The 23,126-nt window shown below is 59.4% G+C and carries 22 protein-coding genes; 17 read left to right on the top strand and 5 right to left on the bottom strand.

Annotated elements, in window-relative coordinates; genetic code table 11:
* Positions 1-155 precede the first annotated feature (155 nt).
* Positions 156-428, top strand: coding sequence for an HU family DNA-binding protein (locus ACKJSM_RS17910; protein WP_236179768.1), 273 nt, complete (start codon positions 156-158; stop codon positions 426-428).
* Between the two features lie 102 nt (positions 429-530).
* Here the strand turns inward: ACKJSM_RS17910 and ACKJSM_RS17905 are convergent, their stop codons facing one another.
* The 5 genes from ACKJSM_RS17905 to tssI form a co-directional block, all read right to left on the bottom strand.
* On the bottom strand, positions 531-1,475 hold the full coding sequence (locus tag ACKJSM_RS17905; RefSeq protein WP_339486344.1) for a phosphatidate cytidylyltransferase: 945 nt from the start codon (positions 1,473-1,475) through the stop codon (positions 531-533).
* The gene (locus ACKJSM_RS17900; RefSeq protein WP_410238453.1) at positions 1,472-2,071 is read right to left on the bottom strand and encodes a lysophospholipid acyltransferase family protein; all 600 of its coding nucleotides are present in this window, start codon (positions 2,069-2,071) and stop codon (positions 1,472-1,474) included. The genes ACKJSM_RS17905 and ACKJSM_RS17900 overlap by 4 nt, the downstream gene beginning before the upstream one ends.
* On the bottom strand, positions 2,058-2,690 hold the full coding sequence (locus ACKJSM_RS17895; protein ID WP_410238452.1) for a CDP-alcohol phosphatidyltransferase family protein: 633 nt from the start codon (positions 2,688-2,690) through the stop codon (positions 2,058-2,060). Before ACKJSM_RS17895 ends, ACKJSM_RS17900 begins: the two co-directional genes overlap by 14 nt.
* Positions 2,691-2,772: 82 nt before the next feature.
* Entirely contained in the window at positions 2,773-3,444 is a 672-nt protein-coding gene (locus ACKJSM_RS17890; RefSeq protein WP_410238451.1) for a DUF2931 family protein, read from the bottom strand.
* A 10-nt stretch (positions 3,445-3,454) separates the two neighbouring features.
* The gene (gene tssI, locus ACKJSM_RS17885) at positions 3,455-6,796 is read right to left on the bottom strand and encodes a type VI secretion system tip protein TssI/VgrG (RefSeq protein ID WP_410238450.1); all 3,342 of its coding nucleotides are present in this window, start codon (positions 6,794-6,796) and stop codon (positions 3,455-3,457) included.
* A gap of 715 nt (positions 6,797-7,511) precedes the next feature.
* On the opposite strand from tssI, the gene tssA reads away from it, so the two are divergent.
* From tssA to tagH, 16 genes are all read left to right on the top strand, one after another.
* Positions 7,512-9,074: a type VI secretion system protein TssA gene (tssA, locus tag ACKJSM_RS17880; RefSeq protein ID WP_410238449.1), complete on the top strand. Its 1,563-nt coding sequence runs from the start codon at positions 7,512-7,514 to the stop codon at positions 9,072-9,074.
* Between the two features lie 32 nt (positions 9,075-9,106).
* Entirely contained in the window at positions 9,107-9,610 is a 504-nt protein-coding gene (tssB, locus tag ACKJSM_RS17875) for a type VI secretion system contractile sheath small subunit (RefSeq protein WP_003229587.1), read from the top strand.
* Between the two features lie 28 nt (positions 9,611-9,638).
* Complete coding sequence (gene tssC / locus ACKJSM_RS17870) at positions 9,639-11,114, top strand: type VI secretion system contractile sheath large subunit (protein ID WP_011336600.1); 1,476 nt, start codon at positions 9,639-9,641, stop codon at positions 11,112-11,114.
* Between the two features lie 9 nt (positions 11,115-11,123).
* The gene (gene tssE, locus ACKJSM_RS17865) at positions 11,124-11,531 is read left to right on the top strand and encodes a type VI secretion system baseplate subunit TssE (RefSeq protein ID WP_064379801.1); all 408 of its coding nucleotides are present in this window, start codon (positions 11,124-11,126) and stop codon (positions 11,529-11,531) included.
* An 11-nt stretch (positions 11,532-11,542) separates the two neighbouring features.
* Positions 11,543-12,049, top strand: coding sequence for a PAAR domain-containing protein (locus ACKJSM_RS17860; protein ID WP_085696784.1), 507 nt, complete (start codon positions 11,543-11,545; stop codon positions 12,047-12,049).
* A 3-nt stretch (positions 12,050-12,052) separates the two neighbouring features.
* Entirely contained in the window at positions 12,053-12,958 is a 906-nt protein-coding gene (locus ACKJSM_RS17855) for a hypothetical protein (RefSeq protein ID WP_410238448.1), read from the top strand.
* Complete coding sequence (locus tag ACKJSM_RS17850; protein ID WP_236179747.1) at positions 12,959-13,252, top strand: hypothetical protein; 294 nt, start codon at positions 12,959-12,961, stop codon at positions 13,250-13,252.
* Between the two features lie 111 nt (positions 13,253-13,363).
* The gene (locus tag ACKJSM_RS17845) at positions 13,364-13,666 is read left to right on the top strand and encodes a hypothetical protein (protein ID WP_410238447.1); all 303 of its coding nucleotides are present in this window, start codon (positions 13,364-13,366) and stop codon (positions 13,664-13,666) included.
* A gap of 128 nt (positions 13,667-13,794) precedes the next feature.
* Complete coding sequence (locus tag ACKJSM_RS17840) at positions 13,795-14,238, top strand: hypothetical protein (RefSeq protein WP_410238446.1); 444 nt, start codon at positions 13,795-13,797, stop codon at positions 14,236-14,238.
* A 17-nt stretch (positions 14,239-14,255) separates the two neighbouring features.
* The gene (locus ACKJSM_RS17835; protein WP_373874305.1) at positions 14,256-14,687 is read left to right on the top strand and encodes a hypothetical protein; all 432 of its coding nucleotides are present in this window, start codon (positions 14,256-14,258) and stop codon (positions 14,685-14,687) included.
* Between the two features lie 27 nt (positions 14,688-14,714).
* The gene (tssF, locus tag ACKJSM_RS17830) at positions 14,715-16,502 is read left to right on the top strand and encodes a type VI secretion system baseplate subunit TssF (protein ID WP_011336593.1); all 1,788 of its coding nucleotides are present in this window, start codon (positions 14,715-14,717) and stop codon (positions 16,500-16,502) included.
* A complete protein-coding gene (gene tssG / locus ACKJSM_RS17825) occupies positions 16,466-17,473 on the top strand; it encodes a type VI secretion system baseplate subunit TssG (protein WP_039765146.1) in 1,008 nt (335 codons plus the stop codon). Before tssF ends, tssG begins: the two co-directional genes overlap by 37 nt.
* 11 nt (positions 17,474-17,484) lie before the next feature.
* Entirely contained in the window at positions 17,485-20,142 is a 2,658-nt protein-coding gene (gene tssH / locus ACKJSM_RS17820) for a type VI secretion system ATPase TssH (protein WP_410238445.1), read from the top strand.
* A 10-nt stretch (positions 20,143-20,152) separates the two neighbouring features.
* A complete protein-coding gene (locus tag ACKJSM_RS17815; protein WP_410238444.1) occupies positions 20,153-21,679 on the top strand; it encodes a sigma-54 interaction domain-containing protein in 1,527 nt (508 codons plus the stop codon).
* A gap of 93 nt (positions 21,680-21,772) precedes the next feature.
* Positions 21,773-21,913 (top strand): hypothetical protein, encoded by a 141-nt coding sequence (locus tag ACKJSM_RS17810; protein WP_003229566.1) that lies wholly within the window; start codon positions 21,773-21,775, stop codon positions 21,911-21,913.
* A gap of 18 nt (positions 21,914-21,931) precedes the next feature.
* A complete protein-coding gene (tagH, locus tag ACKJSM_RS17805) occupies positions 21,932-23,125 on the top strand; it encodes a type VI secretion system-associated FHA domain protein TagH (RefSeq protein WP_410238443.1) in 1,194 nt (397 codons plus the stop codon).
* Position 23,126 lies beyond the last annotated feature (1 nt).

The raw sequence follows: 23,126 nt of genomic DNA, 5'->3' as shown, positions 1-23,126 counted from the left end.
CCCCCACAAAGGTCGCGGGGAGACTGGCGCCGCCCTTAACCGCGTGCCATCCTCACTCCCGTCTGCCGCAGAGTAGAGCCTGCGGCGCCTTGGGCGCTGTTCCAACGAGAACAGCACGGACATAACAACAAAAAACCGTCAAAGGGGCTTCACTAATGCGTAAACCAGAACTCGCCGCTGCAATCGCTGAAAAAGCGGATCTGACCAAAGAGCAGGCCAACCGCGTTCTCAATGCCGTTCTCGAAGAAATCACCGGCGCCCTGCACCGCAAGGACAGCGTCACGCTGGTAGGCTTCGGCACCTTCCTGCAACGCCACCGCGGTGCCCGCACCGGCAAAAACCCGCAAACCGGTGAACCGGTGAAGATCAAGGCCAGCAATACTGTTGCGTTCAAGCCAGGCAAAGCGTTGAAAGACAGCGTCAATTAATAATGGCGGCAAACGCCCGGTCAGCCGGACGCGCTGCATGAAAAATGGGCATACCGATTGCGGTCGGATGCCCATTTTTTGTGCCCGATGATTTCGTCCGGATCAGGCCGAGAAGAAGTACCGGGTGAGGTGAAAGAAGATCGGCGCGGCGAAACAGATCGAGTCCATCCGGTCGAGCATCCCGCCGTGGCCCTTGATCATCGTGCCCCAGTCCTTGGCGCTCAGGCTGCGTTTGATCGCCGACATGACCAGGCCGCCGAGGAAACCCATCACCACGATGACCAGCGACATCAACAGCGACTGCCAGAAGCTGAACGGTGTCATCCAGAACATGCAGCCGCCGATCAGCGTGGCGGACAGTCCGCCGCCGACCAGACCTTCCACGGTTTTCGACGGGCTCACCAGCGGCGCGACCTTGCGTTTGCCGAAGAGCTTGCCGAACACGTACTGCAATACGTCGCTCATCTGCACCACGAACACCAGGTAGAACAGCAGCAGGGCGTTCTGACCCTGGAAACCCTGCAGGTCCAGCAACAGCAGCGCCGGCGCGTGGCTGATGCAGTAGATGCAGATCATCACGCCCCACTGAATCTTCGCCGTGCGCTCCAGAAAGCCTTCGGTGTCCTGGCTCAGCACGGCAATCGCCGGCAGCAGCAGGAATGCATACACCGGCACCAGCAGCGTGAACATCGAATACCAATGGGTGCCGATCAGCAGGTATTGCAGCGGGATCAGAATGAAAAACGCCGAAAACAGCGCGTTATGGTCACCGCGCGCGGTCGGCGTCAGGGTGATGAACTCGCGCAGCGCAAACAGCGAAATGAAGCCGAACAGCACCACCGTCGCATTGGGGCCAAGCAGCCAGGAGACGAAGAAAATAATCACCATCCCCCACCACGCGTTCACGCGCTGGTTGAGGTTTTCGATGGTCGCGATCGCGCTTTCGCTCTTGGCGCGTCTGGCCAGTACGCCGCCAATCAGCGAGGCCACCGCCAGCAGCCCGGCGATGGCCGCGAAGAACCACAGGAACTTGGTTTCCAGACTCATTTCGACAACCTCACGATGGCGTCACGCGCCCGTTCCAGAAACACCTGTTTTTCCTCGCCTTCCATCCTTTGCAGCGGATCGCCGATGCGGATCGTGCAGATGATCGGCAGCGGCACATGTTTGCCCTTGGGCATCGAGCGATGCAGGTTTTCCAGGTAGATCGGCACCAGATCGACGTCTGGAAAAGTCTCGGCCAGGCGGAAGATTCCGGATTTGAATTGCCCCGGCAGCGCCTGGGTGGAGCGGGTGCCTTCGGGGAAAATGATGATCGAATGACCGGCCCGCACCACATCGAAGATCGGCTCCAGCACATTGGTGCCCGGTGCCGGATTGCGCTCGATCAGCACCGCGTTCAGGCCTTTCTGCGAGATGTACGACAGAAAGCGGTTCTTGCCCCAGTAGTCGGCGGCGGCCACCGGTTTCACGTTCAAACGCGCTTCGGGTGGCAGCGCAGCGATGATCGCCAGGGTGTCCATATGGCTGGTGTGGTTGGCGTAGTAGATGCGCTGGCGCGAGAGGTCCGGTGGGCTTTCCCAGCGAGCGGTTACGCCGATCAAGAAACGCAGCACCGAAATCAGCGCATTACTGATCCACATGGGTATTCCCCTTCAGTTGTCTGGCGATGGCCAGGGTGCGCGTGACGCATGTGGCGACAGAGCCAAGGGCGATGATCACCAGCGCGATCAGCAAAGCGTAGTGGGTCGCGTAGTAAAGGGTTTCGAACACATTTAACAGCAGCGCCACGGTCATCACCGCCATCCGGTGCTGCTTGGCCATCGGCCCCATGAAGCTCTGCGTGAGCCCTAGAGCGCCGCCGAACACACGGACATACGCTGTCAGCGCAGCGGCCAGTGCTGCGAACCAGCCAAGATCGGACTGGCCGATGGCAAAACCCAAGCCGACGATCAGCAGGCTGTCCGCGACCCGATCCGGAAACTCGTTGTACAGGCTGCCGACGGCCGATTGCTTGCCGCCTTCGATCGCCACCATCCCGTCGAACAGATTGCACAGCAGCCGCAGTTGAATGCCGACGATGCACAAGATTGAACCGGCCACGCCGTTGTCGATGTTCAGCGTCGCCGCGCCGAACAGCGCGAAGAGCATGCTGATGACGGAGATCTGGTTGGGGGAGATGTCCCGCTTGACCAGTTCATCCGTGAAGCGTTTCGCCCAGCCCGCCGAGCGGGTCTTGATGGGCCGTCTGTTTTCATCCATTTGCCAATGTCCGTATCAGTGAGGAATTGCAGTAAGTTGAATTGTGGTCGCTGGCGGTAGACGGTGCTCGACAATCGAGTGGTCACCAGGAGTCGTAGGGAATGCCGTATTTTTCGATGTAGGCCTTGGACTCTTCATGGAGCTGTCGATGTCTTCCGTTGGACCGACCATCGTAGGGGCCTTTGGGATTGATCGTGGCCTGGACTCGCATGATTTCGGTTGACAAAAGGCACTGACCGCGCAACCAGACCTTGGCGATGCCGCCTGGCGCGAGACCAATGACCATCATATTTCGGTAATCCGTGATCCATTTGCCGTCTGCCCCACAGTAAGCTTTTTCACTCTTGAGCATAACTTGGCGCGCCGACTCCGGAATCTCTATGTAGGCTTCGTAGGTCTGCGGCTCGGCCATGGACTGCCAGCGCACGTAGACCAGACGTGGCAGTGCGGCGCCGGTGACATATCGGCCTTTCCCTCCCGCACTTTCCGGCCACCCTATCGGTTTCCCCCGAAACTTGGCGGGTACACCTTTACTGAGTGGCCGAGGGTAGGAAATGGCCGGAATTCCAAAGGCTGCGCCTCGAAACACGCGCTTGTTGACGTCCACAACGTCGGCAGTTTCGATCCAGACCTCCATGTAATCGGGAGCAAAAAATCTGAGCATCCAGCCGTCATAAGGCAGTGATTTTCTGTCGGCGATCGCGCAGCCGCCCAGCAAAACAGCCAGTGTCAGAGCAAAGGCAATCTTGAGCATGTACGAGTTCTCACGCATTGGGATGCACCACACGAGCAGATTTGTCGGCGGGGCGATTGATAAACAGGATGCTAAGCCCGGTTTCGTTGAATCCCTTCGCTGCATTCCAGTTGGATGACAGATGAATGTAGCGTTGCGCGAGTAGCGCTTGCTCGTTCAGGTTCAGATCGATACTGCGGGTTTCGCCCAACGCATAAGTCATCAGTTTCTTAGCGATACCCTTGAGTTCTTCTGGTAGCACGTATTTCTGATCTTCTTCATCAATTGTCTGGAACTCGACCCCGTGCCTGGTCGCCAACTCCCGCATGATTCGCAGGTAAATCAGGGACAGGTCATTGCGCACGACGCGTTCGCTGTAGACCGCTGCATAGACATTTTTTGATTTGCGCCGATCACCCTTGACGTTGCTGGCCGTTTCCACCGCCCAGGTTTTGACTTGAAGCGTCAGTCCATAGAAATGCAGTGGGTCCTGAAGCCTGCCGAGTTCTTGCTCGGCCAATCGATAAGCGTTGGTCGAAGACGAAGGGGTATTGAAGTCCACGTCGCGACTGCAGCGCGGCTTGCTAAGCAGTACCCGTTCGACAAAATTCGGTAAGTATCCGCCGCCCAAGTCGGAGTGGACGCCCGGCAACACAATGTCGGCGTTTCCGGCGCTGTTAAGCGAAAAGTTGTGGCGGCGTTCGTCCCGGGCAACCAGGTGCACAACTTTCTTTGCAATGTCCGGCGCCAGATACAGATTGACGCCGGGGTTGTTGGCGTCATGGACGCTGAAATCGCCGTCAGCCATGCTGCCTATGGCGGCAGCGGTGTCGAAGATGCCGATGAAGTTGATGCTGACGTCAATGCTCGTCCGCCAAGCGAAACCCTCAAGGAACAATGACGAGTTTGCCGGTATTAACTGTGCCAGTGAACTTTGCTCGCCCTTCATCACTTCATTGGCAAAATGCCTCGCGGCAGCCGCGCCGCGACTGAAGCCGAAGATGTCGAACTGAACTGTCTTAACCTTCCGGATTGGGTTTTCCGACTTGAAAATATCAATTCCTTCAAAGATGCGCGCTCGGCTCTGTTTGACTTTCGCCAATACACCTTGTGCACCTGTGCCGGTCATTTGCGAGAAAACCGAGTCGTCCTCATTACCACTTGTACCGATGCCATCAAGGTAGACCGGGATGTACCCAATCTTTTCTCCCTCTGTCAGTTGCCGGTTTTGGTCATCGCGATACAACCCATACAACTTCGCCACATTGCTCGCATCATTCCCATAACTGTTATCCGGCACATTGCCCTGTCCGTCATACCCATGCATCTGGCAGAACTGTCGAATGTCCTCGGCTTCCTCCTCAAGATTCACATCCCGCGCATAGCAGCCTTTCACTTGTTCGCTATTGAACAGATTGTTCCCCGTCCCATCGAAAAACACGCCGATCCGCAAGGTGATGCCGGCAGGCATTTCATCTTCCAGTTCAACTTCTTCCTCCTCTTCTTCAAGTTCGGCGTCTTCCGAGTCTTTATTGGAGGAGGAAGTCAGTCCGGCCGCCAAGGCACCCGCCATCGCGGCTTCTGGATGATCAGCGGCTTCGCTGGCGGACGTCTTTCCACCCGCCACCATCTCGGTACTGCTGAAGATCCCGCCCCTGTCGATCACGATATGGTGACCGCCCGCCTTCAGCGTGATGCTGGCGCCGGCATCCAGCACCACGCTGGCGCCGGCCTTGATCTGCACCTGCTGGCCCGCCTCGACGGTGATGATTTTTCCGGCCGTCGTCTGGCTACTGCCCTGGATGCTTTCCCATCGATCGCGCCCGACCGCCAGCCGGCTGTCATGGAGAACCTGCCGCTCCATGTCGCGCTGGGCACGCAGGTAGACCAGTTCCAGTCCGGCGCGGTCTTCAATCGTCAGTTCGTTGTAGCCACCCGTGTCAGGCGAGCTGCGGCTGCGCAGCACGGTTCGGGTCTTGTGCTCGGGTAGCTTGTAGGGCGCGGGGGTGACCTTGTTGATCACGCAGCCGGTAATCAGCGGCTGGTCGGGATCACCTTCCACGAAGGTCACCACCACTTCCATTCCGATGCGTGGGAGGGCGATGGCACCGAAACCGTTCCCGGCCCAGCTCGACGACACCCGCACCCAGCAACTGCTGCGCTCACTGTTTAATTCGGCGCGGTCCCAGTGGAATTCGACTTTTACGCGGCCGAATTCATCGCAGTAGATCTCTTCGCCTTTGGGGCCAGTCACTCGAGCGGTCTGGCTGACCAGCGGTGGCCGGCGTGCGGGCAGTGGCGGGCGGAAAACCACCTCGGCCGGAATCGCGCGGAAGGTGTTGCGATAGCCTTGGGTAAAGCCGTCCGCCGATTGAGTTTCGCTGCTAACCGACTCTTCGAGCACTTGCGGCTGCCGTCCGGTGTGGGTGACACCGAGCAGCAGCCACAGAGCGTTGTATTTCTGGCGAGGGTGTTCGGTCAGTTCAAGCAGATGGCCGCAGCGCAAGGTAGGTTGGTTGCTTTGACCCTCTGCCATTTCATAGTCTGCGCGATGGCGCTCCAAGGCCTGACGGGCCAGTTGCTTGCCACGCTTTTCGTTGTCCAGCGGCAACGGGTATTGGTAGTCCTCAAGCGTCGGGGTGAATTCGGCGCTGAAGCGGCATTCGATTAAAAGCGTCGGTCGCCTCAGGTCATAGTCGCGTCGCGTGACCCGGCTTGTCCGGGTGGCGGCGCGCAAGGAAAACCTGCTGACTACTGGATATTCCGGGACCATCCCGCTATCCCGGCGATAGGGTGTGGCGCGCAAAGTCGGGAGGAAAACCGCGTCATCGGTGAACACCAGCAAATGGCCTTGCGCGGAGTGCTGGTGATGCCAGGCGATGCCCTCCTCGGCACACAAGCGCTGAATGAACTCGAAATCACTTTCGCCGTATTGGGTGCAGTACTCCCGTGCCGGCAGGGGCTGGACATGAAAGGTGAATGCATCGGCGAGGATGCCGTGTCGCTTGAGTGTTTGCGTGATGATCTGCGGAACGGTCTGACTTTGGTAAATCCGTTGACCGTGACTGAACTGCAAATAGTGCAGGCTCGGCACCAGAGTCAGGCGATAACGGGTCAGGCGTTTGTCGGATTCACCCGCCAACACATCGTCGATGCGTCCATGAATGCCTTCACCGTTCAGGCCGAACTGCAGGAAGGCAGGCTGACTGAGCAGGCCTTCCATATCGAAGTCGGGGTCTTCACTGACCAGTTCGACGTGGATGGCATAAAGGGTGCTGATGGTCTCGGTGCCTTCGAAGGCCAGCACCTTGAAGTCGTTGCGAACAGCGGGAATCTGCAGCGTAAAGCGCGCAGAACTGACAGCTCCAGACATACGCTTGTCCTTAAGCAGAGAGGGGAAGACGGCGTGATGTCGAAACCCTCCCTGGTCAGCGCACGCGAACATTGGCCGGCACGCTAACAAGGCGTTAAACAGATTTATGTAAGAAGGATCGCTTGTTTAAGTCGGAGCTTTCCGCGTTGTAAAACAACGTGGAAATTGTGGGAAATGGCTGTGAGAAAGTGACGGTGGGTGATTGGAATCCTGCGTAATAGTCTTGTGCAGCCAAGGATTCAGGACTTTTAAACATATAGATGCCATCAAATTGATGGCACTTTTAATGTTGTCTGTTGTCGCCAGTCAATTGTTAATAAATGGAGGTGTATTTTCGGAAGCGTCCTACTTTAAATTTTTTCCGGGTTTGTCATGCTTTCTCCGCTTACTTGTGGAACGAGCGTGCAGATGTTCTCGATGACGCGCTCCGGCCGCTCTGGCCCAATGCTTTCGGAAGGGATAGGCGAAAAAGTGAAATATTAAGGGACATCAGGGAATCCCCTGTCACATATAGGGCGATCTCCTACAGAGCCCAATGAACAGTTCGTCTTGTTGTTTAATCAGATGCTTGCTAGTGGCCATCATAGTGATTACGATGCGCCCACTTGAAAGAGCACGCACTCAATTGGATGAGTCTTTCGACTGCTCTTCGATACTGTCCCGCGCCGCTGCAACTCCAATAGGCGCACGACCGTAATCCAAATAAAGGCCATGGATGTCCTACTCAAGCAAACTTTCTGCCCATTACCTCGAACTCGCTAAAGTCTCTGTTTCCAAAGAGAATTTTGCGGGTGAAGACGTTCGTTTCTCGAGCGAATTCGAGGCCCTGGAAAGCGAGCTGGCCAAAGCCTCGTCGATGCACGAAAGCGGGCAGATCGACTGGCTGAAAATTCGCGAAAACAGCGAAAACCTCCTGCGTACCCAATCCAAGGATTTGCGTGTCGGCGCCTGGCTGACCTGGTCGCTCTACCAGCGTGAATCCTTCCCCGGCCTGCTGGCCGGCCTCGGTTTGCTGCACCATTTGTCGGAAAACAACTGGGCCGAGATTCACCCGCTCAAACCCCGTACCCGGGCCGCCGCCATCGGCTGGCTGGTGCCGCGTCTCGAGCAGGTGATCACCGAGAACATCGCGATCAAGGAACAGCTGCCGATGTTCCGGCAGTTGTCCGAGCATCTGTCCGGTCTCGACGCGGTGTGCACCGAGCATCTGGGCGATGATGCGCCGCTGCTGCTGCCGCTCTCCCGCCGTCTGAAAACCATGATCCAGCGCGCCGCCGACAACCAGCCGGCACCCGGCGTGGTGGGCGCGGCGGTGGCCCAGGTCAAGCAGGCCGCCAGCCAGTTGCTGGCGCCGGGCGCACCGATCGACAACGAGAAAGAAGCCCACAAGGCTCTGCGCGCCCAGCAGGAAAGCGCCCGTCCGCTGTGCGCCTGGTGGCTCAAGCAGAAAGCCACCGACCTGCGCGCCCTGCGCCTCAACCGCACCTTGCTGTGGATGACCATCGACGCGGTGCCCGAGCGTAACGCCGAGCAGATCACCGTGCTGCGCGGGTTACCGGTGGACAAGCTCAAGCAGTATCAGGACCGTTTCGATCAGGGCAAATACGCCGACCTGCTGGTGGAGCTGGAGGCGAGCCTGGCGAAGGCACCGTTCTGGTTCGATGGCCAGCGAATGGTCTGGGAATGTCTCCAGAACCTCAACGCCGAGCTGGCCATGCGCGAAGTGGAAATCCACTTCGCGCTTTTGATTCAACGCCTGCCCGGCATCATCGAGCTGCGCTTCCATGACGGCTCGCCGTTCGCCGATCCGTCCACTCGGGCGTGGATCGCCGGCAACGTCATGCCGCACCTGCAAAGCGCCAGCGCGCCGCGCAAGGTCGAGACCGAGAACGTCGAAACCCAGCCGGCCTGGGAAAAGGCCCTCGAAGAAGTCCAGCCGATCCTGCGCAAGGAAGGCCTCAAACCCGCAGTGCAGATCCTCAAGCAGGGGCTGCAATCGGCGCACGGCGGGCGCGAACGCTTCTTCTGGCAGTTCGCCCTCGCGCGGCTGTGCTTCCTGGCCAAGAAATACGAACTGGCCAAGAACCAGCTCGAAACCCTCGATCAGACATTACAGGACTCAGGCCTGCACGCCTGGGAGCCCGATCTTGCATTGGAAGTGCTGCACCTGCTGCACAGTTGCTGCGAGTTGTTACCGCAGAACCATGCCGTACGTGAACGCAAGGAAGAGATTTATCGCAGGCTGTGCCACCTCGACCTCGAAGTGGTACTCGAATAGGCCCCAGGGCCACAACCGCAAGGAGAAAAGCCATGGCCAAAGAAGGCTCGGTAGCCCCCAAGGAACGCATCAACGTCACCTTCAAACCCGCCACCGGCGGTGCTCAGGAAGAGATTGAACTGCCGCTGAAGCTGCTGGCAATCGGTGACTACACCCACCGCAAGGACGATCGCAAGATCGAGGATCGCAAGCCGATCAGCATCGACAAGATGACCTTCGACGAAGTGCTGGCCAAGCAAGAGCTGGGTCTGACGCTGAGCGTGCCGAACCGTCTGCAGGAAGATGGCGAGGCCGACGAGCTGGCCGTGCAACTGCGCGTCAACTCCATGAAGGACTTCAACCCGGCCAGCCTGGTCGAGCAAGTGCCTGAGCTGAAAAAACTGATGGAACTGCGCGACGCGCTGGTGGCCCTCAAAGGCCCGCTGGGTAACGCACCTGCGTTCCGTAAAGCCATCGAAGGCGTGCTCGCCGACGACGAATCCCGCGGTCGCGTACTCGGTGAGCTGGGCCTGAACGCCGCAGCTCCGGACGCTTGAGACTCCAGCAGCCAAGGAAGCCAACACAATGAGCACTAGCGCAGCACAACAGAACGCCGCAGAAAACGGCGAGTACAGCATCCTCGACAGCATCATCGCCGAAACCCGCCTGACGCCGGACGACGAAGCCTACGACATCGCCAAGCGCGGTGTGTCGGCGTTCATCGAAGAGCTGCTCAAGCCGCAGAACAACGGTGAGCCGGTCAAGAAAGCCATGGTTGACCGCATGATCGCCGAGATCGATGCCAAGCTCAGCCGTCAGATGGACGAAATCCTGCACCACCCGGACTTCCAGGCGCTGGAATCGTCGTGGCGTGGCCTGCAACTGCTGGTCGACCGCACCAACTTCCGCGAAAACATCAAGATCGAAATCCTCAACGTCTCCAAAGAAGACCTGCTGGACGATTTCGAAGACTCGCCGGAAGTCATGCAGTCGGGCCTGTACAAACACATCTACACCGCTGAATACGGCCAGTTCGGTGGTCAGCCGGTTGGCGCGATCATTGCCAACTACTACATGTCCCCAAGCTCGCCGGACGTGAAGCTGATGCAGTACGTGTCCAGCGTAGCCTGCATGTCCCACGCGCCGTTCATCGCCGCCGCCGGCCCGAAATTCTTCGGTCTGGAAAGCTTCACCGGTCTGCCGGACCTGAAGGATCTGAAAGATCACTTCGAAGGCCCGCAATTCGCCAAATGGCAGAGCTTCCGTACCTCGGAAGATTCCCGCTACGTTGGCCTGACCGTGCCGCGTTTCCTGCTGCGTAACCCGTACGACCCGGAAGAAAACCCGGTCAAATCGTTCGTGTACAAGGAAAACGTTGCCAACAGCCACGAGCACTACCTGTGGGGCAACACCGCTTACGCGTTCGGCACCAAGCTGACCGACAGCTTCGCCAAGTTCCGCTGGTGCCCGAACATCATCGGCCCACAGAGCGGCGGCGCGGTTGAAGACCTGCCTCTGCACCACTTCGAAAGCATGGGCGAAATCGAAACCAAGATTCCTACCGAGGTTCTGGTTTCCGACCGTCGTGAATACGAACTGGCCGAGGAAGGCTTCATCTCCCTGACCATGCGCAAAGGCTCCGACAACGCGGCGTTCTTCTCCGCAAGCTCGGTGCAGAAGCCGAAGTTCTTCGGCATCAGCGCAGAAGGCAAGGCGGCAGAGCTGAACTACAAGCTCGGCACCCAACTGCCGTACATGATGATCGTCAACCGCCTGGCTCACTACCTGAAAGTGCTGCAGCGCGAGCAACTCGGTTCGTGGAAAGAGCGTACCGACCTCGAGCTGGAACTGAACAAGTGGATCCGCCAGTACGTGGCCGACCAGGAAAACCCGAGCGCCGAAGTACGTGGCCGTCGTCCGCTGCGCGCTGCGCAAGTGATCGTCAGCGACGTTGAAGGCGAGCCGGGCTGGTACCGCGTCAGCCTGAACGTGCGTCCGCACTTCAAGTACATGGGTGCCGATTTCACCCTGTCGCTGGTTGGCAAGCTGGACAAAGAGTAAGAGCGACTCATGGACGGATACGGCAGCCTTTTCGAACGCCTCAATGGCGACGCGGAACAGCGCAAGGGCAAGAGCCTCGAGGCTTCGGCCATGGCGTCGGTGGCTGCCCATCTGGCCAAAATGCTCAGCACCCGGGCCGGCAGCGTGCAAACGCTGTCCGACTACGGGTTGCCCGATCTCAATGACATGCGCCTGAGCCTGCACGACTCCCTGAGTCAGGCCCGCCTGGCCATCGAAAGCTTCATCGAAGCCTACGAGCCGCGCCTGAGCAACGTGCGTGTCATTTCCCTGCCGCGTGACCACGACCAGCTTCGCCTGGCCTTCAGCATCGAAGGCCTGCTGGAAGTCGAGGGTTTCAAGCGCCAGGTCAGTTTCGCCGCGCGCCTGGATGGCAGCGGTCAAGTGAAGGTCAACTAAGGAGAACCCCGATGTCTGGCAAACCTGCAGCACGCGTATCCGACCCCACCGCTTGCCCGCTCCCCGGCCACGGCACCAACCCGATCGCCGCCGGTTCCGGCGACGTGTTCTTCGACGGCCTGCCGGCGGCCCGCCAGGGCGATGCCTCGGCGTGTGGTGGTGCGTTGGTCGGCGATCTTGCGACTACGGTTCTGATCAACGGCAAGCCGGCTGCCACTGTTGGTTCGGTAGGTTCTCATGGCAACAAGGTCACTGCTGGATCAGGGACGGTGATTATCGGCAATTCGCATTCGCCGGCGCCGTTTGTGCCGCCATTGCCGTTGATTCTTCCGGGTTTTGATGAGCAGTTCGCCCTTACCGACGAGTCTGGCGCCCCGATGGCTGATCGCCGATATCTCATCGTTCGGCAAGATGGATCGCAGGAAGAGGGTGTTACCAACGCAAAAGGATTCACTCATCGGCTATCTCGCCACGAAAGTGCAGAGACAGTTGAAATCTATGTCGCAAAGGGAGATTGATAGATGGGCGCTGACGTCATCAATACTTCAAGTGGTGCTTTTTCGAAAGTTGCAACGATGAGCAGTACCCCAACCAAGGACCTCACGCCTAAGCCTATCGTTGTTGAACAAGGTCTGACGGTATTCCTGGGTGGGGCTGGAATGATCGGTGCTTACAACGCGGATATGGTTGCAGCACTCAAGGAAGCCGGCATTCCCAATGCTGTATTTGGTAACTATTCATCTCTCACGGCAGGGCTGGATAAACATGTCCCAGACATGGTGGACATGCTAAGCGATGCGGCCTCTGTCGTTTTATATAATCAAGATGAAAGTGATCCGGTCATATTTGAATATGGCGAGCTGCAGAAGTGCACTTATGGTGGTGAGTACATAGAGAAGAAATATCTCTACGGCTTAATTACGATCAAAAGTAATAGCGTTGTGGAGTGTACGCCCACCAGCGATATTCTAGCCGTAAAAATTAGTCGCGATGTTTCGAAAATAAAGGCGACGGAATTTTCTCTCGAATCAATGGAAATTACAAAACCATTACCCAAGGTCGGGCAGTTCAATATAGTCGGATACTCTTGGGGGTCCGTAATCGCAGCGCGAACGGCAATGTATTACGCGCGCTCGGGCGTAAAAGTTGATCACGTTGTCCTCATCGGTGCTCCGATTAATAAAAGCCTGAAGGATGCAGTGAGCAGTCACGAAAATATAGGTAAGGCAATAATCATAAACCTGCAGGACAAGGGCGATCCTATTTACGCCGGCATGACTGACAAGGAGTTGGTGGACTCTGCATTGGAGCTGGGTAAGCAGATGCCTACGGCGGAGGGGCACTTTTACTACTCCGGAGACACGGCTGACGGGAAGGCCAGACGGCGTGAGCTTGCGAAGCTCCTTTACTCAAAGGGTCTTCGTTAAATGTTTCGCGTTTTCTATTTTTTGATATCAGCTCTGTTGCTGCTGATGTCGCTCACCGAGCCCCAGAGTAAATGGTCGGTGGGTGGCGTTGAGTTGTATGGGTATTTTTTTGTTTTTTGTATTGTTGTTTATGTTCCATTGATGGTCGCTGCCTTGTTTTTTTTTACAAGGTCGTTGGTTGTGATCGTTAGAACAAGAAATCTGCGAAATGGGGTCATGCCTTTGGTTACGGCTTTTGCAGGTGCGATCGCCCTCTATGAATTTAACTATTGGGTGTTCAATGTTATTTACTGACTCGAAAAATATGAGGCTGTGCGGATCCTGTTATTGCGACATTTTTCGCGCGCCAGAAGCTCTGCGTCAATTATGGTTTGCGCTCCCTCTTCGCTTCGAGGTCCTGCGCTGATGAATTACGTAGTGAAAATAAAGTTGATGATCTTCATGGCGATAGCCCTCGTTTTTCCATTTTTGGTGTTCGAGGTGTTCGCAGTTTTCAAATTGGATTTTGCGGAGCCGTATAGTTATGCGTTGTCCGTTCCATTGGTAATTTTTTCTTTTTTTATTTTGCAGTTTGCTATCGGCTTGAGTGTTGTAAAAGGTTGGGCCTCTAGTGGTATGCCTAAAAACTACGTTTATTTGTTTTTTTGGGTTTTTAGTACCGCTTTGCTTTTCGCTCTTCCTAAGGCTTTTGGCAGAGGTGGAGTTTAAATGCAGGGATATCTGGCGGGAGTGGCTGACAGCGATTCGAGCTGGCATCGTTTGCTGACCTACATCGTTCTGGCGTCTGTCGTCGCAATTCATGGTGCAGGTACTTGGTACGGGAATGTGAAGCCGGCATGAACATCTACGCCCGCGTTGCCATGAACCTGGCTTTCCATGCCGCTGGATGTGTTGCGTACGTTTTCCTGAACGACGCAGTGGTCGTTGCCTACAAAGCATTCAACGGCGGCTTCACCACCCGTGGCGTAGGCATCGGCATCGCACATTACATGTTCATTTATATTTTTTTCGCGGTGAACGCACTGGTTGCTGTGTTCCCGAAGCTATGGGCAAAACTCGGCCTGCTCGCGCTGATGGTCTCTTGGATTCTATTCATGATGGTGCCCGACAACCCGTTGCGGGCGCTGTTCTACACCGTGGCTCAGGGGGGGGTGACGTTGCTGGCGATTCTGGCCACGCAGGTCATTGAGCTGCGCCTGGAAAAGCGCGCGTTGATGCGGCAGGCATTGCCTGCGATTGCTTCGCAGGACGTGGTTTCGCAGATGAGGGCTTGCCCGTGATCGGGGTATCGAACCAGATGCCCATCCTCAGCCGCGCGCAGCTGAGTTTTTTCATGGGTGCCTTGTGGACGCCATTCTTGGCCATGCTCGCGTTTTCATCCTATGGCCTGTGGATTGGCGAATATTCGACATTCGATTCGTCCGAGACCCACTGGGTGTATCTGTTGTGGTTCGGCATGCCCGGACTGTTGTTGTTTGCGCTGTGGGTATCGCGGGCCGCGAAGAGCCGCAATGAGCAGCAGGCGCTGCGAATGGTCTGGCTGGCGCCGTTGAAGATCATCCCTTTCTACGCGGTGCCCTGGATGCTTTATGGCTTGTGCAGCCTGGTCGTCGGGCCGTTCGACAGTGCTTTCATGGCCTACGGCTGGATCCTGCTTGTGCCATACCTCCTGATCGCCGGTTACTTCTGCGCCGGCGTGACGGTTGCGCTCTACAGGATATTTTTTTGATGAGTTCCACTACCAGGCAGGTAACCCGTGTCCTTTAACCACTACTACCAAAGCGAACTCACCGCACTGCGCCAACTGGGCCGCCGTTTCGCCGAGCGTAGTCCGGCGTTGGCGCCGTTTCTGGGGCAGGCCGGGCGGGATCCGGATGTGGAGCGGTTGCTGGAAGGCTTTGCGTTTCTGACCGGGCGGCTGCGCCAGAAGCTCGATGACGAGTTGCCGGAGCTCAGCCATTCCCTGATGCAGTTGCTCTGGCCGAACTACATGCGCCCGCTGCCGGCGTTCAGCATTCTGCAGTTCGACCCGCTCAAGCGTTCGGGTCCGGCGCTAAAGGTCGAGCGTGACACGCCGATCGAGAGCGTGCCGATCGAAGACGTGCGTTGCCGCTTCCGCACCTGCTACCCGACCGAAGTCATGGCGCTGGATCTGGCCGCGCTGAACTACTCGGTGAAAGGCGACGGTTCGTTGCTCAGCCTGCGCCTGGAGATGAGTGCCGACGGCCACCTCGGCGAGCTGGAGCTGAGCAAACTGCGCCTGCACTTTGCCGGCGAGCGCTACATCAGCCAGATGCTCTACCTGAGCCTGCTGCGCAACCTCGACGGCATCGAACTGATCCCGCTCGACGGCGCCGGCAAGCCGATCGATGGCGTGAGCGGCAAGCCGATGGCGTTCAAGATTCCGGGCGACCGGGTCAAACCGGTGGGCTTTGCCGAAGAAGAAGCGCTGATCCCGTATCCGCTGAACACCTTCCGCGGCTATCGCTATCTGCAGGAATACTTCGCCTTCCAGGACAAGTTCCTGTTCGTTGATGTCCACGGCCTCGACATTCTCAAGGCGCTGCCGGAAGACACGCTCAAGCAGATGCGCGGCCTGGAATTGCGCTTCGACATCCGCAAGAGCGGCATCATGCGCATGCGTCCGACCCTGGATAACGTGAAGCTGTTCTGCACGCCGATCGTCAACCTGTTCAAGCACGACGCGCTGCCGATCCGCCTCGACGGCAAACAGGACGAATACCTGCTGCTGCCGGCCGAATACGATCTGGAAAACTGCGGCGTGTTCTCGGTGGAGACCGTGACTGGCTGGAAACCCGGCGGCCTCGGTTATCAGGAATACGTGCCGTTCGAATCCTTCGAGCACGACCCAAGTTTCGACGTGCCCAACAGCCGTCCGCATTACAGCATCCGCCAGCGTTCGTCGCTGCTGCACGACGGCCTCGACACCTACCTGAGCTTCGGCATCCGTCACACCGAAGCCCATGAAACCCTGTCGATCGAGCTGGTCTGCACCAACCAGAACCTGCCGCGCAAACTCAAGCTCGGGCAGATCTGCATGGCCTGCGAAGAGACCCCGGAGTTCCTGAGTTTCCGCAACATCACCCCGGCCACTTCCAGTTTTGCGCCGCCGCTGAACCGTGACTTCCTGTGGAAGCTGATCAGCAACATGTCGCTTAACTATCTGTCGCTGGCCGACGTCAATGCACTGAAGGTGATTCTCGAAACCTACGACCTGCCGCGCTACTACGACCAGCACGCGGAGAAGGTCAGCAAACGCCTGCTCGGCGGTCTCAAGCACATCAAGCATCACCACGTGGACCGCTTGCACCGTGGTTTGCCGGTGCGCGGTCTGCGCACCGAACTGACCATCGACCCGGAAGGGTATATCGGCGAAGGCGACCTGTTCGTCTTCGCCTCGGTTCTCAACGAGTTTTTCGCGCTTTACGCCAGTCTCAATTCATTCCATGAGCTGCGGGTAAAAAGCACACAGGGAGAGGTGTACCAATGGACACCACGTATGGGCCTGCAGCCCCTGCTTTAAGCGGGCTGACGAAGGTAATACGCGAGTACTCGCTGTTTCAGGCCGTGCTGCTGGTGATCGACCGGCTGCGCGATGCGCACCCGTACCTGAGCGAAGACGATTTGTACGACCAGCTGGAATTCCAGGCCAACCCGAGCCTCGGATTTCCGCGCAGCGACGTCGATCGTGTGGAGTTTTTTGAAGAGCACGGGCAGATGCGCGCGCGCCTGCGGTTCAACCTGATCGGCCTGGTCGGTTCCGGTTCGCCGCTGCCGGCGTTCTATGGCGAGCAAGCCCTGGGCGACAGCGAAGACGGCAACCCGACGCGCAACTTCCTCGACCTGTTCCACCATCGCCTGCAACGGCTGATGCTGCCGATCTGGCGCAAGTACCGCTACCGCGCGAGCTTCCAGAGTGGCGCGGTCGACCCGTTCTCCTCGCAGCTGTTCGCCCTGATCGGCCTCGGCGGCGACGAGATCCGCAAGGCCAAGGAACTGAACTGGAAACGCCTGCTGCCGTACCTCGGCCTGCTCAGTCTGCGGGCGCACTCGGCGGCGCTGATCGAAGCGGTGCTGCGTTACTACTTCAAGCACGAAGACCTGGTCATCGAGCAGTGCATCGAGCGCCGCGTGGAAATCCTCGAAGAGCAGCGCAACCGCCTCGGCTTCGCCAACAGCGTGCTGGGTGAAGACCTGGTGCTGGGCGAACGCGTGCGCGATCGCAGCGGCAAATTCCGCATCCACATCACCGAACTCGACTGGGAGCGATTCCACGAATTCCTGCCCATCGGTTTCGGTTACCAGCCGCTCTGCGCGCTGGTGCGGTTCACCTTGCGTGACCCGCTCGATTACGACATTCGCCTGGTGCTGCGCCCGGAAGAAATCCGCGAACTGCGCATTGGCGAGAAGAACGACTGTCGCCTGGGGTGGACCAGTTGGCTGGGCTGCGAAAAAGCAGACGGCGTGGTGACTCTGGGCAGCAAAATTCATTAAGGACGTGAGCCATGATCAACGTAGACCTGCAACAACTTATCCAGGCGCTGGACGCCGAAACCCGTCGCGATCTGGAACGTTCGGCCGAGCGCTGCGTGGCCCGTGGCGGCAGCAAGATTCTGGTCGAAGACTTGCTGCTCGGCCTGCTGGAGCGTCCGAACGGGCTGCTTTCCCGTGCACTGCAGGATGCCGACGTTGACGCTGGCGAACTGAGCGCCGCGCTGCAATCGCGGGTCGAGCACAGCGCTTCGCGCAACCCGGTGTTCGCCCCGGAACTGGTGCAGTGGCTGCAAGACGCGCTGCTGGTGGCCAACCTTGAACTGGGCCAGACCTCGGTCGAAGACGCGGCGCTGATCCTCGCGCTGCTGCGCAACCCGATGCGCTACGCCGGTAGCCGCTACCAGCCGTTGCTGGCCAAACTGAACATCGATCGCCTGAAGGAATTTGCCCTGTCGCAACAACCTCAGGCAGCCGCCAACGGCAAACCGGCCGCCCAGGGCGAATCGCTGCTGGAGCGCTTCACCCACAACCTGACCCAACAGGCCCGTGACGGCAAACTCGACCCGGTGCTGTGCCGCGATGGCGCGATCCGGCAGATGGTCGACATCCTCGCCCGTCGCCGCAAGAACAACCCGATCGTGGTCGGTGAAGCCGGTGTCGGGAAAACCGCCATCGTCGAAGGCCTGGCCTCGCGCATCGCGGCCGGTGAAGTGCCGCAGGTGCTCAAGGGCGTCGAGTTGTTGTCGCTGGACATGGGCCTGTTGCAGGCCGGCGCCAGCGTCAAAGGTGAATTCGAACGTCGTCTGAAAAGCGTGATCGACGAAGTCAAAGCCTCGCCGAAGCCGATCATCCTGTTCATCGACGAGGCCCACACCCTGATCGGCGCGGGCGGCAATGCCGGCGGTTCCGACGCGGCCAACCTGTTGAAGCCGGCGCTGGCCCGTGGCGAGCTGCGCACCATCGCCGCGACCACCTGGGCCGAGTACAAGAAATACTTCGAGAAAGACCCGGCACTGGCCCGCCGTTTCCAACCGGTTCAACTGCACGAACCGACCGTGAGCGAAGCCGTGACCATCCTGCGTGGCCTGGCGCAAGTCTATGAAAAGAGCCACGGCATCTATCTGCGCGATGACGCGGTGGTGTCGGCAGCGGAACTGTCCGCCCGTTACCTGGCCGGTCGGCAACTGCCGGACAAGGCCGTCGACGTGCTCGACACCGCGTGCGCCCGTGTTCGCATCAGCCTCGCCGCGGCCCCGGAAAGCCTGGAGCGCCTGCGTGGCGAACTGGCTGAAGGTGGCCGCCAGCGTCAGGCCCTGCGCCGTGATGCCGAAGCCGGTCTGCTGATCGACCACGAAGCGCTGGAGGCACTGGAAGCGCGTCTGGACGAAGCCGAAGCGGAAAGGGTCGCACTTGAAACCCAGTGGACCGAACAAAAACAACTGGCCGAGCGCCTGCTGGAACTGCGTCAGCAACTGGCCAAGGCCCGTGAAGCCGCTGCGGTCGAGCCGACAGTGACTGTTGAAGAAGACGCCGAAGGCACGGTGATCGAAACCGTTGCTGCTGAAGTTGAAGAGGGCCAGAGCGTCGAAGCACTGGAAGCGCAACTCAACGACACCCACAGCGCCCTGACCGCTGCGCAGGTCAAGGAGCGTCTGGTCAGCTTCGAAGTCTGCCCGCGTCTGGTGGCCGAAGTGATCAGCGCCTGGACTGGCGTGCCGCTGGCGCAACTGGCCCGCGAACACAACGCCAAGGTGGCGAGTTTCGCCACCGATCTGCGCACCCGCATCCGTGGCCAGGAACAAGCCGTGCACGCACTGGATCGCTCGATGCGCGCCACCGCTGCCGGCCTGAACAAGCCGGACGCACCGGTCGGCGTGTTCCTGCTGGTCGGCCCGAGCGGCGTCGGCAAGACCGAAACCGCACTGGCACTCGCCGATCTGCTGTACGGCGGCGACCGTTTCATCACCACCATCAACATGTCCGAATTTCAGGAGAAGCACACCGTTTCGCGCCTGATCGGTGCACCGCCAGGCTATGTCGGTTACGGCGAGGGCGGCATGCTCACCGAAGCCGTGCGCCAGAAGCCGTATTCGGTGGTACTGCTCGATGAAGTCGAGAAGGCCGACCCGGACGTGCTCAACCTGTTCTACCAAATCTTCGACAAAGGCGTGGCCAACGACGGCGAAGGGCGCGAGATCGACTTCCGCAATACGTTGATCCTGATGACCTCAAACCTGGGCAGCGACAAGATCAGCGACCTCTGCGAAGACGGTGCGCGTCCGACCGCCGAAGTGCTGGAAGAAACCATTCGCCCGGTGCTCAGCAAACACTTCAAACCGGCGCTGCTGGCGCGGATGAAAGTGGTGCCGTACTACCCGGTCGGCGGCCCGGTGCTGCGCGAGCTGATCGAGATCAAGCTCGGTCGTCTGGGCGAGCGCCTGAACCGTCGTCAGCTGGATTTCAGCTGGTGCCAGAACCTCGTCGATCACCTGTCCGAGCGTTGCACCCAAAGCGAAAGCGGTGCACGCCTGATCGACCACTTGCTCGACCAGCACGTGCTGCCGCTGGTGGCCGACCGCCTGCTCGACGCCATGGCCACCGGTGAAAGCCTCAAGCGCGTGCATGCGACGCTCGACGGTGAAGCCAGCGTGACCTGCGAGTTCGCCTGAGGTGAGTGTGATGTTCACCCAAGTGCCGCAGCCACTGCTCTATGCCGAAGCCTTGCTGGCGCAGTTCGCCAGCCTGTCGCGGGCGGCGGACGGTGCTGCGCTGCTGGGTGACTTCGTGCGCGGTCTGGCCGGGCTGAGTGGTTGCGAACTGACCCAGCTGTACTTGCTGGACGCCACGCACACGTCGCTGGGAATGAACGCCGAATGCCTCGACGGTGTGCTGCAACCGCGCAGCGCGGCGAGCCTGCCGGCGGACTACAACGGCGAGCAACTGTTGCAGTTCGCCCTGTGCCAGAACCGCGTGGTGTGCTTCGACGACCTGGGCGGCAGCCTGCATGAAACCAGTTTTCTGCCGGCGTCTTCCGCGCCGTGGCAGTCGCTGTTGTGCGTGCCGCTGGTCAATCAGCAAAAGGCTGTCGAAGGCCTGTTGTTGTGCGCCAGTCGTCGCCGCATCGACCTGCAAGGCTTTGCCGATTCCCTCGGCCAGCTCGGTTCGTTCGTGCTCGGCCAATTGCACTTGCTACAGCGTCTGCGCCAGCCAGTGAACGCTGCCGCGCCGGTGGTGCGCAGCCTGCCGAGTGCCAGCGGCTACGGATTGATCGGCAAGAGCGCGGCGATGCGCCAGACCTACTCGTTGATCAGCAAAGTCCTGCACAGCCCGTACACCGTGCTGTTGCGTGGCGAGACCGGCACCGGCAAGGAAGTGGTCGCGCGGGCGATCCACGATTGCGGCCCGCGCCGGTCCCAGGCGTTCATCGTGCAGAACTGTGCGGCGTTCCCGGAAAACCTGCTGGAAAGCGAGCTGTTCGGCTACCGCAAAGGCGCCTTCACCGGCGCCGACCGCGACCGCGCCGGGCTGTTCGACGCGGCCAACGGCGGCACCCTGTTGCTCGATGAAATCGGCGACATGCCGCTGTCGCTGCAAGCCAAGTTGCTGCGCGTGTTGCAGGAAGGCGAGATCCGTCCGCTGGGTTCCAACGACACTCACAAGATCGACGTGCGCATCATCGCCGCGACGCACCGCGATCTGTCGGTGCTGGTCAGCGAAGGCAAATTCCGCGAGGACCTGTACTACCGCCTCGCGCAATTCCCGATCGAATTGCCGGCCCTGCGTCAGCGCGAAGGCGACATCCTCGACTTGGCCAAACACTTCGCCGACAAGGCCTGCACGTTCCTGCAACGTGATCCGGTGCGCTGGTCGGATGCGGCGCTGGAGCACCTGTCCGGCTACACCTTTCCCGGCAATGTGCGTGAACTCAAAGGCCTGGTCGAGCGGGCGGTGCTGTTGTGCGAGGGCGGCGAGTTGCTGGCCGAACATTTCTCGCTGCGCCTGGAATCGGCGCCGGTGCCGGAAGACCACTGCGGCCTCAATCTGCGCGAACGACTGGAAGCGGTCGAACGCAATCTGTTGCTCGATTGCCTGCGCAAGAACGACGGCAACCAGACGCTCGCCGCCCGGGAACTGGGCCTGCCGCGCCGCACGCTGTTGTACCGGCTCGGCCGCTTGAACATCAATCTGGGTGATTTCGATGGGTAGGCGAAAGTCCGTCGGATTCACCTCGAACACCTATTTCAGCGCCGCCCGCAAGGGTCGGCGCTTTGTGCTTTGTCTACACCTGGAGACCCTCTGATGTCTGTTCGTCACTGGCACGCTGTCCTGCTGACCCTTGTCGTTCTATGCGGCCTCGGCGGTTGCAGCGGCAATTACAAATTCAACGATAACGATTACCGCCCGCTGGGTGATCCGCAGGCGGTCAATCGCGGCAAGTGACCGCAAGGAGCATCAAACATGGAATTGGTTTTCGAAATGCTGAACACCAAGCAGTTCGTGCCCACCGAGTTGTGCCAGCGGACCTTCAAACAGGCCGGTGGCGTGATCGGGCGGGGCGAGGACTGCGACTGGATCATCCCTGACCGCAAGCGGCACTTGTCCAACCACCACGCCATCGTCAGCTATCGCGAGGGTTCGTTCTTCCTGACCGACACCAGCAGCAACGGTGTGCAGGACGGTGACAGCGGCGCACGCCTGCACAAGGGCGAACCGGTGCGCATCGAGCACGGCAGCACCTACGTGCTGGGCGACTTCGAAATTCGCGCGCGACTGGTGCGCGACCCGGCGACGTTCGACGGTGAAGTCGGCCTGCCACGCGCCGCCGGCAGCATCATCCCGGACGACGCGTTCCTCGACCTCGACCCGCTGAAGTCGCTGGAGCAGCAAGAGCGCGTGTACTCGGAGTTCGAGGAAATGCTCGCACCGGTGACCGACCCTGAAGACTCCCGTCAGCGTGCCGACTACGCGCGCATCGACATGGAAAGCCTGATGGTGCCGGAGCTGATCGTCGAACCCACACCTGAGCCTGCACCGGCACCGAAAGCGGTGGAGCGTCAGAGTGAAACCTTCTGGGATAAATTCGGCGCGGCCCTTGGCGTGAACGTGAAGAACCTCAGCCACGACGAGCGTGAAGCTCTGGCGCTGAACGCTGCACGTCTGCTGCGCCAGAGCGTCGGCGGTCTGCAACAGAGCCTGCGTACCCGCTCCGAGCTGAAGAACGAATTGCGTCTGGCCCAGACCACCGTGCAAGGCACCAACAAGAACCCGCTGAAATTCGCCGTCGATCCGAGCGAGGCGCTGGACATCCTGTTGCAGCCGCACAAGCCGGGCCATTTGCCGGCCGAGCAGGCGATCTCCCGGGCGTTCCGCGATTTGCAGGCGCATCAGGTGGCACTGCTGACCGCCAGCCGCGCGGCAGTGCGCGGCACTCTGGATCACTTCTCGCCGGAGCAACTGACCCTGCGTTTCGAGCGCGACAACAAGCCGTTGCTCGCCACCGCTGGCGGGCGCTGGAGAGCGTTCAACCGTTATCACCATGCGCTGCGTCAGGACGACGACTGGAGCGAGCGCCTGCTGGCCCGCGACTTCGCCCAGGCCTACGAAGAACAGATCCGCCTGATCTCCACCCTCCACACCGACCACCAAGGATGAT

The organism is Pseudomonas sp. PHC1, from assembly GCF_046487845.1.
In the GTDB taxonomy this organism is placed as follows: Bacteria; Pseudomonadota; Gammaproteobacteria; order Pseudomonadales; family Pseudomonadaceae; genus Aquipseudomonas; species Aquipseudomonas sputi.
Note: the sequence above shows the minus strand (reverse complement) of the source record. Positions and strands in the feature narration are given on the sequence as shown.

What these genes read in the sequence shown, in the direction of transcription:
- ACKJSM_RS17910 (WP_236179768.1), top strand. Translation starts at nt 156, where the DNA reads ATGCGTAAACCAGAACTCGCCGCTGCAATCGCTGAAAAAGCGGATCTG.
- ACKJSM_RS17905 (WP_339486344.1), bottom strand. Translation starts at nt 1,475, where the DNA reads ATGAGTCTGGAAACCAAGTTCCTGTGGTTCTTCGCGGCCATCGCCGGG.
- ACKJSM_RS17900 (WP_410238453.1), bottom strand. Translation starts at nt 2,071, where the DNA reads ATGTGGATCAGTAATGCGCTGATTTCGGTGCTGCGTTTCTTGATCGGC.
- ACKJSM_RS17895 (WP_410238452.1), bottom strand. Translation starts at nt 2,690, where the DNA reads ATGGATGAAAACAGACGGCCCATCAAGACCCGCTCGGCGGGCTGGGCG.
- ACKJSM_RS17890 (WP_410238451.1), bottom strand. Translation starts at nt 3,444, where the DNA reads ATGCTCAAGATTGCCTTTGCTCTGACACTGGCTGTTTTGCTGGGCGGC.
- tssI (WP_410238450.1), bottom strand. Translation starts at nt 6,796, where the DNA reads ATGTCTGGAGCTGTCAGTTCTGCGCGCTTTACGCTGCAGATTCCCGCT.
- tssA (WP_410238449.1), top strand. Translation starts at nt 7,512, where the DNA reads ATGTCCTACTCAAGCAAACTTTCTGCCCATTACCTCGAACTCGCTAAA.
- tssB (WP_003229587.1), top strand. Translation starts at nt 9,107, where the DNA reads ATGGCCAAAGAAGGCTCGGTAGCCCCCAAGGAACGCATCAACGTCACC.
- tssC (WP_011336600.1), top strand. Translation starts at nt 9,639, where the DNA reads ATGAGCACTAGCGCAGCACAACAGAACGCCGCAGAAAACGGCGAGTAC.
- tssE (WP_064379801.1), top strand. Translation starts at nt 11,124, where the DNA reads ATGGACGGATACGGCAGCCTTTTCGAACGCCTCAATGGCGACGCGGAA.
- ACKJSM_RS17860 (WP_085696784.1), top strand. Translation starts at nt 11,543, where the DNA reads ATGTCTGGCAAACCTGCAGCACGCGTATCCGACCCCACCGCTTGCCCG.
- ACKJSM_RS17855 (WP_410238448.1), top strand. Translation starts at nt 12,053, where the DNA reads ATGGGCGCTGACGTCATCAATACTTCAAGTGGTGCTTTTTCGAAAGTT.
- ACKJSM_RS17850 (WP_236179747.1), top strand. Translation starts at nt 12,959, where the DNA reads ATGTTTCGCGTTTTCTATTTTTTGATATCAGCTCTGTTGCTGCTGATG.
- ACKJSM_RS17845 (WP_410238447.1), top strand. Translation starts at nt 13,364, where the DNA reads ATGAATTACGTAGTGAAAATAAAGTTGATGATCTTCATGGCGATAGCC.
- ACKJSM_RS17840 (WP_410238446.1), top strand. Translation starts at nt 13,795, where the DNA reads ATGAACATCTACGCCCGCGTTGCCATGAACCTGGCTTTCCATGCCGCT.
- ACKJSM_RS17835 (WP_373874305.1), top strand. Translation starts at nt 14,256, where the DNA reads ATGCCCATCCTCAGCCGCGCGCAGCTGAGTTTTTTCATGGGTGCCTTG.
- tssG (WP_039765146.1), top strand. Translation starts at nt 16,466, where the DNA reads ATGGACACCACGTATGGGCCTGCAGCCCCTGCTTTAAGCGGGCTGACG.
- tssH (WP_410238445.1), top strand. Translation starts at nt 17,485, where the DNA reads ATGATCAACGTAGACCTGCAACAACTTATCCAGGCGCTGGACGCCGAA.
- ACKJSM_RS17815 (WP_410238444.1), top strand. Translation starts at nt 20,153, where the DNA reads ATGTTCACCCAAGTGCCGCAGCCACTGCTCTATGCCGAAGCCTTGCTG.
- ACKJSM_RS17810 (WP_003229566.1), top strand. Translation starts at nt 21,773, where the DNA reads ATGTCTGTTCGTCACTGGCACGCTGTCCTGCTGACCCTTGTCGTTCTA.
- tagH (WP_410238443.1), top strand. Translation starts at nt 21,932, where the DNA reads ATGGAATTGGTTTTCGAAATGCTGAACACCAAGCAGTTCGTGCCCACC.